Raw genomic sequence first — 8179 nt, 5'->3', positions numbered from 1 at the left:
CGGATAGGCCGATCGAGACGAACGCCGCAGCGTAGGCGTGCTCGGACTTCAGACCCTTTTCATGCAGCATCTTAACGATCATGACTCTCCCAGGGAGCGCCGGATTCCTTTCAACCCAGGCTCACCCGGGACGCCACCCACCGCATCTGGAGCACGACTTACGCCCCCGGCCATGGCGGTCGAGGGCCCAAGCATGGGCGCGGGACGCTACTCAGCAGGCGACGCCTTCCGCCCCCGCTCCCCCGCCTCGATCTGCTGCACCCGCGCCAGCGAAATCCCCAGCGCGGTTGCGATCTTCCGGTACGAGACCGGCGGGTCCTGAGCCCCCAGCGCCATGACCGCGGTCTGCCTGATCTCGCCCAGCCGTGCACCCTGTGCCGGCCACGCGGCGAGCAGCTGGCCCGCGCGGCGCGCCCGTTCCGCCGGGTCGTCCACCGCTTCCAGTGAGTCGACGGTCTCGACCACGACCCGCACCTCCTGCTCGTCGTCCGGCTGGACTGCCACTGCTGCTCCCTTTCCGTGGGCGAGCGCGTCCGCTCTGGACAACCGCACAGCCCCCGCTGTACGACGACAATCGTCCGCTGTACGGCGCATCGAGCGCGCTCCCCGCGCTTGATGCACGACGGCCCCGACCGGACTGACAGCTCCCGTCGGGGCCAGCCATCCCCTGAGATCACCAGAAGGACAACCGTGAACGATCGGATCCGCGCCCCCCGCTTACCGGCAGACCACACGGCCCACGAGGAACTGCCCCACCGCATCACCACGATGCCGAGCCTCGCCGCTCAACTGCTCCTCGCCGCCGCCAACCACCTCGTCAAGGTCAAGGACGACCAGCCCCTCACCATCGCCGGATGGGGCCACGCCCTCGCCCTCGCTGACTCCCGGACCCCGTCCGGCTACCCGCAGGCCGTCGCCCACCACTCCGCGTGCCGCGCGATGAGCGCCCTCTCCGCCGACCTCTGGGCCAGCGCCCGGACCCGCGGCGAGTGGGCCGTGCTCCTGCGTTCCGCTGCAAGGACCGTCTGATGGCCCGCCGTCCCGCGCAGCCGGTCACCCCCTGTCGGCGTACTCCTCTGGCTGGCTCTGGCAAGATTTTCGTAGGCGGAGATCATCGCGGTGCCAGGGTCGGCCGGTCCGTATAGCGTCGGCGAAGGTGGGCGATCAGGACGACGCGTTGACGGAGAAGAGGGACGCCGGCACGTCCGGCCATGATCCGTTTCTGCAGCTTGACGTCGGTGATGCGGCCTTCGTTGACTCCGGAGTTGTAAGGGGTCGTGATTCCCTGGGCGACGGCATGTCGGTCTTCGTGCAGGGATCCGGCGAGGCCGGTGAGAGGAGCGGGTCCGCTCTGTGCGAGGTCACTCAGCCAGCCCGGCAGGGGTGCCGCGTCCTGGTTGTCGACCATGGTGGCGAAGCGACGGACCAGGTCGTGGGTGAGCTTGAGTTCGGGGCAGTGTTCGAGGAGCCGGGGCAGGCGCTCGTTGATGTGCGGACTGCGGCGGTGCGGGTGGGTGGTGATCCAGCGGGCCGCTTCGCGAGGTGAGGGTGGGCGCTCGCGTGGCTAGTCGATGGGCAGGCCGCGGCGGAGCGGTGCGACGGCTATCTTCACGCGCTGATAGTGACCGAGGTAGCCCTTGATCTGCAGTTCTTCGTGCAGGATCTTCGCGCTGTGTTGTCCTTCGTCCCAGCGTTGTCGCAGGTAGTCGAGGTAGGGGTCCAGCGTGGAGGGCTTGCGGGGCGGCCGGCGCATAACTTCCTGCCAGGTGCGGGCACGGGCGTACTTGCCGACGGTGCGGCGGTCCAAGCCGAGCTCGCGGGCCACGGAGCTGTGGCTCCGGCCGGTGCGGGTCAGGGCTTGGACCGCCTCGAACAGACTCTGGGCATGGCGCCCGGCCCTGCTGCTTGCTGCGGCGTGCTCGGTGGTCTCCTCGGCCGGCGGGCGATCATCCTCGCTGACCGGTGGCAGGGCTGCGGGTAGACAGCCGCGGTGGGCAGAGGCGATGTCCTGAACTCGGCGGGACAGGCCCTGCCAGAGGTGAAAGCGGTCGCTGACCTGCACGGCTTTTGGGGCGCCGGCTGTGATGCCCTGCCGGTAGGTGAGGGAGCCGTCGCGGCAGGCGACCTCGACGCCCGGGTGTTCACGGAGCCAGCGGCCGAGCTGTTCCGCGTCACGTCCTTCCCAGAGGGTGAGGGGGAGCCGGGTGGTGGCGTCGACGAGGAGGGTGCCGTAGGTGCCGCCGTGAAGAGCGAAGTCGTCGACCCCCAGGACCCGGGGCGTGACCAGTGGTGGCAGCGACACCCGCATCAGCTGGGACAGGACGGCGACCCGCGAGAGCCTGATGTTCAGGATGCGAAGCATCCGGGATCCGCTGCGGCCGGCCAGCACTATGCCGATGTCCTCCACCAGGCGCTGCAGTCGTGGTGTCCGCCGCTGGTAGCGTACGGTCAGGCCCGGTACTTGCTCGGCGAAGGTCGTCTTCGGGCAGGTCGTGTTCTCGCAGTACAGGCGGCGTACGGACAGGTCGATGCGCAGAGGTCGGCCTGCGAGCGTGACGTCGAGGAGGCGCCGTGTGTAGCGGCTGTGGCACCACTCGCTGAGCTGGCCGCATTCCGTGCAACCCGCTGGCTCACCGGATCTCGTGCGGGCGCGGACCGCCACCACCGCATCGGAAACCTCAACCGAGACCACCTGCACATCGGACAACTGCGGTAACAAGCTTGCCAGTTCAACAGAGCACAGTCACAGGCTGCCCATCCTACGGACCGGCCGACCCTGGCACCGCGATGATCTCCGCCTACGAAAATCTTGCCAGAGCCCTCTGGCTGCACCACGGAGTACAGAGGTATGTGCACCATGCTCTGGTCGAGTTCTGACTTCTGCCGCCTGCTGGCCCGTCTGCCGGCGCCGTAGGCCAGACTGTCCGGATGGCCGTAGACACAGTGCTCGCATCATCGTTCGACATGCGTAACTACCTCGTCGATCAGTTCAACCTTGTGCTGCGCAGGCCGGGGATGTACGGCGATGTGGAGCTCGCCGCTTGGATGGCGATAGACCATCTGCTCTTCCTTGAGCAGCAGTCCCGTATGGGGTGACCGCAAGCACGCCTGGGGCGAAGCAGGCCTTTGGCCCCCCACCCGGCGTCAAAGGCGCCATCAGTCGTCTGCTTGCATCCGACCACGATGGCAGCATGGCTTCCGTATACGCGGAGTTCGCATGGCGACAGGGGTGGCTCAAGCCCGACCGAGTGCTGGACGCCGAGACATACGCGTCAATGCGGAGCGTCATCAGTCCGTGGGCCCAGCACAACCGAGTGTGGGCGGACGTTCTTGCTGCCTTCGGTCCTCCGTCGGTGCTGTTCGGCGGAACCAACCCGCTCTACGGAAAAACCCTCGGTTATGTCGCCAAGGACATCGCAGAGCCGATGATCTCCTTCCACCTGTGGAACGGCACCGAGCCTGGATCCGACTCGACATGGCCCCGGATCGGGAAGCCCCGTTTCTTCTCGCGGTCCGCTGTGGTGATGGCCCGTTCGCCGATCGATTCACGTTCACACCGGAAGGTCAGCGCCGGCGCCCGGAGATCGCTTGACACCAGTGACGCGCGAACTCAAGTTCAGGCTGCGTCTGTGTTGCGTTCGATGGCGGCAAGTCAGTTCTTGAGTCGGTAGCTGGGGCCGTTGAGGCTGCCGCCATGGGCGCAGCCGACCCACCCCGGCAGAGTGTGAGGGCATGAAGGCAACACAGAAGACCTCGCGGGGCCGCCTTGCCATCGCCGCTCTCCTCGCTGCCGCCGTTGCGTCCACGGCACTCGCGCCTGGTGCTGCGGCCGCTCCCCACCCGGCGTCTGCGGACACCCCGGCCTCCGCAGGCGGCTGGCTCACCTCCCGGCAGCTCCAACGCGAAACTGCCCGCGTCCTTGCAGAGGGTGGGTTCGTCGGCACAACTGTGCGGGTGCGTGACGGCGCCCGCACTAGGCGCCCGAGCGGGCGAGGCTGAGCTGTACACCGGCCGCCCTGTGCCGCGCGGGGCGGAGTTCAGGATCGGCAGCGTCACCAAGACGTTCGTGGCCATCGTGGTGCTGCAACTCGTCGCCGAGGGCCGCCTGTCCCTGGACGACACCGTCGAGCGCTGGCTGCCGGGTGTGGTGAGCGGCAACGGCAACGACGGCAGCCTCATCACCGTCAGGAACCTACTCCAGCACACCAGCGGCATCCACAACTAACTGATCGTTTCAGAATGAAGTTTCATGTGACTCTTGGCAGTTGGGTGATGTGTCGGCAGGATCTGTTGGGTGTCTGCTGATCTTGTGTCTGATGACCTGCGGGAGCGTGTGGCTCCGCTGCTGCCGGTTCGTGCGCCGCGTCGGCACCGCTACCCGGGGCGGTTGCCTGCCGATGACCGTGCTGCTCTGCGTGGGATCGTTTACGTGCTGCGCAAGAGTGTGAGCTGGCGGGACGTACCCGCGGAGCTGGTCGGGTGCAGTGGGGTGACGGCCTGGCGTCGTCTGCGGGACTGGACTGAGGCCGGAGTGTGGCCCCGCCTGCACGAAGTCCTGCTGGCAGAACTTCGTCGAGACGGACTGCTGGAGATGGACGACGCGGCGATCGACGCCTCGCACGTCAGGGCCCTCAAAGGGGGGCTCACACCGGACCTTCACCGGTTGACGGAGCGCGGCCGGGCAGCAAGCACCACCTCATCGTCGACCGGAACGGAACTCCGCTCGCTGTCTCTCTGACCAGCGGAAACCGCCACGACGTCACTCAGCTCATGCCCCTGCTGGACGCGATGCCCCGTATCCGTGGTCTGCGCGGCCGGCCACGGCACCGGCCCCGGCGGTTGTTCGCCGACCGTGGCTACGACTTCGACAAGTACCGCCGTCTCATCCGAGCTCGCGGCATCACACCCAAGATCGCCCGCCGTGGAGCCCCGCATGGTTCCGGCCTGGGCAAGACCCGGTGGGTCTTCGAGCGGACCTTTGCCTGGCTCCACCAGTTCAAACGGCTCCGCATCCGCTACGAGATACGCGCCGACCTCCACCTCGGACTCCTCCAACTCGCCTGCAGCATCATCTGCTTGAGACGACTCAGAACCTCATTCCGAAACGATCAGTAAGAGGGTGTTTACGCCTCTCTTGATGCGGTTTCAGGTGCTATGCGACTCGGCTTGGATGAGATGGGGTGCTTCTCGAGGTCCCGGTGGTGCTGGTGGGGTGCTGATGCCGTGGTCTCGCCCGCACTCCTCCTGTTTCATCCCAGGACGCGCCGTCGTGCACCGTTCGCTTCGTGCGCCTGATGCATGCGCCTGGGCCGGGTCCGCGGCCGGCCGGTACTCCAGAATCATGACTGAGCGCCGTCGCTATCCAAGCGACCTCTCCGATGCCCGATGGGAGCTGGTCGAGCCGGTCCTGACCGCCTGGCGGGCAGAGCGCCGAGGCCGCGGGCTGGACATCGGCAGGCCACCGAATCACGACCTGCGAAGCCTGCTGGACGCGGTCCTCTACGTGAACCGCACCGGGATCCCCTGGCGCTATCTGCCGCACGACTACCCCCACTGGAGTACCGTCTACGCCTACTTCGCCCGCTGGCAGGAAGAAGGCGTATTCGACCAGCTCAACAGCCTCCTCCGCCGCCAAGTCCGCAGGCAGGAAGGCCGGGACGACGAACCAACCGCCTGCGTCATCGACTCCCAGAGCATCAAAACCTCCACCAACGTCCCCGCCACCGGGCAAGGCATCGACGCGGGCAAGAAGATCATCGGCCGCAAGCGGAGCATCGTCATCGACACCGTCGGACTCCTCCTCGGCGTACTGGTCACCGCGGCCAGCGTGCAGGACTCGACCGCCGGCCGAACTCTCATCGAACAGATCGCCGCAGAGCATCCCATCATCCGCAAAACCTGGGTCGACGGCGGCTACCGCCAGCACCTCGTCGAGCACGCCGCCACCCTCGGCATCGACATGCACATAGTCCGCCGCGACCCCACCACCAGGGGATTCGCCGTTCTGCCCCGCCGCTGGACCGTTGAGCGGACCCTGGGATGGCTCATGAACCACCGACGCCTGGCCCGCGACTACGAAGCCCACCCGCACCGGTCCAAAGCCATGATCCACCTTGCGATGATCAACCTCATGACCCGCAGACTCACCGCCGAATCCACCCCAACATGGCGGGGAGCATGAATCATCCGCAACCGCGCAATCAGGGATGAAACAACGGGACGAAACACCCTCTCAGCCTGGGGGCCTGCCGGGGAGGCCGTACGCGAACCTCATGGGCTCCCAGCAAGGAAAACGATGCCGCGACCGTACCGGACGAGCTGAGCTGGGGCGAAGCCATTTTCGGCGCCGAAAGGAGCTGTCACGGGGCGAACGGCGGCTGTTCGATCGAGCGCTCGGTTGTCCGGAGTGGCTGGAAGACGCCCCATGGTGGGCCGACGGGAATGTTTCGGTGCGTCACATCCCTTGGACGGGGCGCAGAGGTCACCCGTGTCCCTTCGGCATCAGGAGTAAGAATGAGCGTACCGGCAGCCACCGCTCCCAGGACCGTGATCATCACCGGCGGTACGGACGGCATCGGCCGCGCGCTCGCCGATCAGCGGCTCGCACAGGGTGACACAGTGGCCGTCATCGGCCGTGACCCTGCCAAGGCCGCGGCGTTCCTCTCCCACGCCCGCACGTCGGAGGCCGAGGAGCGGGCCCACTTCGTCCGTGCCGATCTGGCCCTCATCACGGAGAACCGTCGACTGGTCGACGACCTGAACCGGCGGTTTCCGGTCATCGACGCTCTCGTCTTCTGTGCCCGCTTCTACCGCTCGGACCGAGCGGAGACATCCGAGGGAGTGGAGGACGTCTTCGCGCACTTCTACCTGAGCCGTTACCTGTTGGGCCACGGCCTGGCGCCCGCGCTGCGTCGGGGCCGCCGGCCGGTCGTCGTCAATGTGGCGGGCCCGGGTGCCGGGCTCGACCTCGTGAACTGGGACGACCTCGAGTTCCGGCAGGGGTATCACGGGGGCGCGGCCCTCGGTCAGGGCGGGAAACTGAACGATCTCCTGGGAGTCGCATCCGCGGAGCGCTACGCCGACGCCGGGGTGTCGTACGTGCTGATTCACCCGGGTGCGACCGTCACCGGTCTCGCCGGCCAGTACGACGCGCCGACGCTCCGGCACATCGAGGAGATGCAGCGCACCGCGAAGCCCGTCTCCGAGGCCCTGCGGCCCATCGTCGCGGCGATCGACAGTCCCCCGGAGCAGCCGTTGAGTGCCTTCGTCGAGGGTCGGGAACTGGACGTACGGACGGCGGACTTCGACGCGGCGGCCGCTCGGAGGCTGCACGACCTCACGGAGGCCTTCCTCGCAGCACGATGAGTCCGGGTGTGAGTCCCGTGGCGCCCCGCCGGGGCACCACGGGGCTCGCGCCGCGGGCGGGTCCGGCTGTCAGGCTTCCGCCGGGCCGGGGCCGTAGGCGCGGAGGAACGTGTCCACGGCGGCTTCGGCGAGCGTGCGCATCTCCGCCTTGGTGACCACGCGGGTTCCCAGTCTTGACCGCGTCTCCAGCGGCCCGGTGATGAGAGCCAGGAGCTGTTCGGCGGCCAGGACGGGATCGCAGGGGCGCAGGTGCCCGGACAGGGAGAGGCGGGCGAGCCGGTCCGCCATGGCCTCCGCGATCCGTACCGAGGTGCGTCCCTGGACGACCTCGATCAGGTCGGGGAACCGTGCCACCTGCGCGTAGGTCAGCCAGCGCAGGGAGCGTGAACGTTTGTCGCAACAGGACCGGACCAGTTCGTGGGCGACTTCGTTCATGGTCGCGCGGAGGTCGTCCCCAGGGGACCGGAGACGCTCCAGGGTGGCTAGGTTGCCGTCCATGACCGCGTCGGCCGCCGCCGTCAGTGTGGCCCGGAAGAGTGTCTCCTTGTCCGCGAGGTGGTTGTACACCGTCGGCTTGGCGACGCCCGCCTGTTCGGCGATCTCCTGGACGAGTGCCTGCGCGTACCCCCGGACGGCGAAGACCTCGAAGGCCGCGTCGAGGATGGCCTGCCGCTTGTCGATACGCCCACGAGGGGCCGTTCCCGTTGCTGGAGCCGCTGCTGATGCCATGTCTCCAGGGTAACTGCACCATCCCGGAACTGAACCGGCTGGTTCAGTTTTCCCAACCGGCGTGTATCTTGTCCCATGGGTTTGT

10 protein-coding genes and 1 pseudogene are annotated in these 8179 nt (G+C 67.5%); 8 read left to right on the top strand and 3 right to left on the bottom strand.

Features of this window, described 5'->3' with window-relative positions:
* Positions 1–207 precede the first annotated feature (207 nt).
* A complete protein-coding gene (locus tag ABZY45_RS14355) occupies positions 208–504 on the bottom strand; it encodes a hypothetical protein (RefSeq protein WP_356739669.1) in 297 nt (98 codons plus the stop codon).
* A 186-nt stretch (positions 505–690) separates the two neighbouring features.
* On the opposite strand from ABZY45_RS14355, the gene ABZY45_RS14350 reads away from it, so the two are divergent.
* Positions 691–1029 (top strand): hypothetical protein, encoded by a 339-nt coding sequence (locus ABZY45_RS14350; protein ID WP_356739667.1) that lies wholly within the window; start codon positions 691–693, stop codon positions 1027–1029.
* A gap of 127 nt (positions 1030–1156) precedes the next feature.
* Positions 1157–1546: a hypothetical protein gene (locus ABZY45_RS14345; RefSeq protein WP_356739665.1), complete on the top strand. Its 390-nt coding sequence runs from the start codon at positions 1157–1159 to the stop codon at positions 1544–1546.
* Positions 1547–1564: 18 nt separating this feature from the next.
* Here the strand turns inward: ABZY45_RS14345 and ABZY45_RS14340 are convergent, their stop codons facing one another.
* The gene (locus ABZY45_RS14340; protein WP_356739664.1) at positions 1565–2692 is read right to left on the bottom strand and encodes an ISL3 family transposase; all 1128 of its coding nucleotides are present in this window, start codon (positions 2690–2692) and stop codon (positions 1565–1567) included.
* 236 nt (positions 2693–2928) lie between these two features.
* Between ABZY45_RS14340 and ABZY45_RS14335 the strand changes: the two genes are divergently transcribed.
* From ABZY45_RS14335 to ABZY45_RS14310, 6 genes and pseudogenes are all read left to right on the top strand, one after another.
* Positions 2929–3096 carry a hypothetical protein gene (locus ABZY45_RS14335; RefSeq protein ID WP_356739662.1) on the top strand — a complete coding sequence of 56 codons (168 nt, stop codon included), beginning with the start codon at positions 2929–2931 and terminating at the stop codon, positions 3094–3096.
* A 95-nt stretch (positions 3097–3191) separates the two neighbouring features.
* Complete coding sequence (locus ABZY45_RS14330; protein ID WP_356739660.1) at positions 3192–3671, top strand: hypothetical protein; 480 nt, start codon at positions 3192–3194, stop codon at positions 3669–3671.
* 61 nt (positions 3672–3732) lie between these two features.
* A pseudogene (locus ABZY45_RS14325) lies at positions 3733–4222 on the top strand (serine hydrolase domain-containing protein); the annotation flags it as partial.
* A gap of 72 nt (positions 4223–4294) precedes the next feature.
* Positions 4295–5115, top strand: a protein-coding gene (locus tag ABZY45_RS14320) for an IS5 family transposase (RefSeq protein WP_356739658.1) whose coding sequence is annotated in 2 segments (ribosomal slippage) — positions 4295–4634 and positions 4634–5115 — 822 coding nt in all. Because the reading frame shifts where the segments join, the coding sequence is not laid out codon by codon here.
* 226 nt (positions 5116–5341) lie between these two features.
* On the top strand, positions 5342–6181 hold the full coding sequence (locus tag ABZY45_RS14315) for an IS5 family transposase (protein WP_356739656.1): 840 nt from the start codon (positions 5342–5344) through the stop codon (positions 6179–6181).
* A 332-nt stretch (positions 6182–6513) separates the two neighbouring features.
* On the top strand, positions 6514–7365 hold the full coding sequence (locus tag ABZY45_RS14310; RefSeq protein WP_356739654.1) for an SDR family NAD(P)-dependent oxidoreductase: 852 nt from the start codon (positions 6514–6516) through the stop codon (positions 7363–7365).
* Between the two features lie 69 nt (positions 7366–7434).
* Here ABZY45_RS14310 and ABZY45_RS14305 read toward each other — a convergent pair whose 3' ends face one another.
* Complete coding sequence (locus ABZY45_RS14305; RefSeq protein WP_356739652.1) at positions 7435–8094, bottom strand: TetR/AcrR family transcriptional regulator; 660 nt, start codon at positions 8092–8094, stop codon at positions 7435–7437.
* Positions 8095–8179: the final 85 nt, after the last annotated feature.

It is taken from the genome of Streptomyces sp. NPDC006516, assembly GCF_040611875.1.
In the GTDB taxonomy this organism is placed as follows: Bacteria; Actinomycetota; Actinomycetes; order Streptomycetales; family Streptomycetaceae; genus Streptomyces.
Note: the sequence above shows the minus strand (reverse complement) of the source record. Positions and strands in the feature narration are given on the sequence as shown.

Bases quoted from the DNA above. Each gene is read 5' to 3' on its own strand.
- ABZY45_RS14315 (WP_356739656.1), top strand. From the start codon at position 5,342: ATGACTGAGCGCCGTCGCTATCCAAGCGACCTCTCCGATGCCCGATGG.
- ABZY45_RS14305 (WP_356739652.1), bottom strand. From the start codon at position 8,094: ATGGCATCAGCAGCGGCTCCAGCAACGGGAACGGCCCCTCGTGGGCGT.
- ABZY45_RS14330 (WP_356739660.1), top strand. From the start codon at position 3,192: ATGGCTTCCGTATACGCGGAGTTCGCATGGCGACAGGGGTGGCTCAAG.
- ABZY45_RS14310 (WP_356739654.1), top strand. From the start codon at position 6,514: ATGAGCGTACCGGCAGCCACCGCTCCCAGGACCGTGATCATCACCGGC.
- ABZY45_RS14335 (WP_356739662.1), top strand. From the start codon at position 2,929: ATGGCCGTAGACACAGTGCTCGCATCATCGTTCGACATGCGTAACTAC.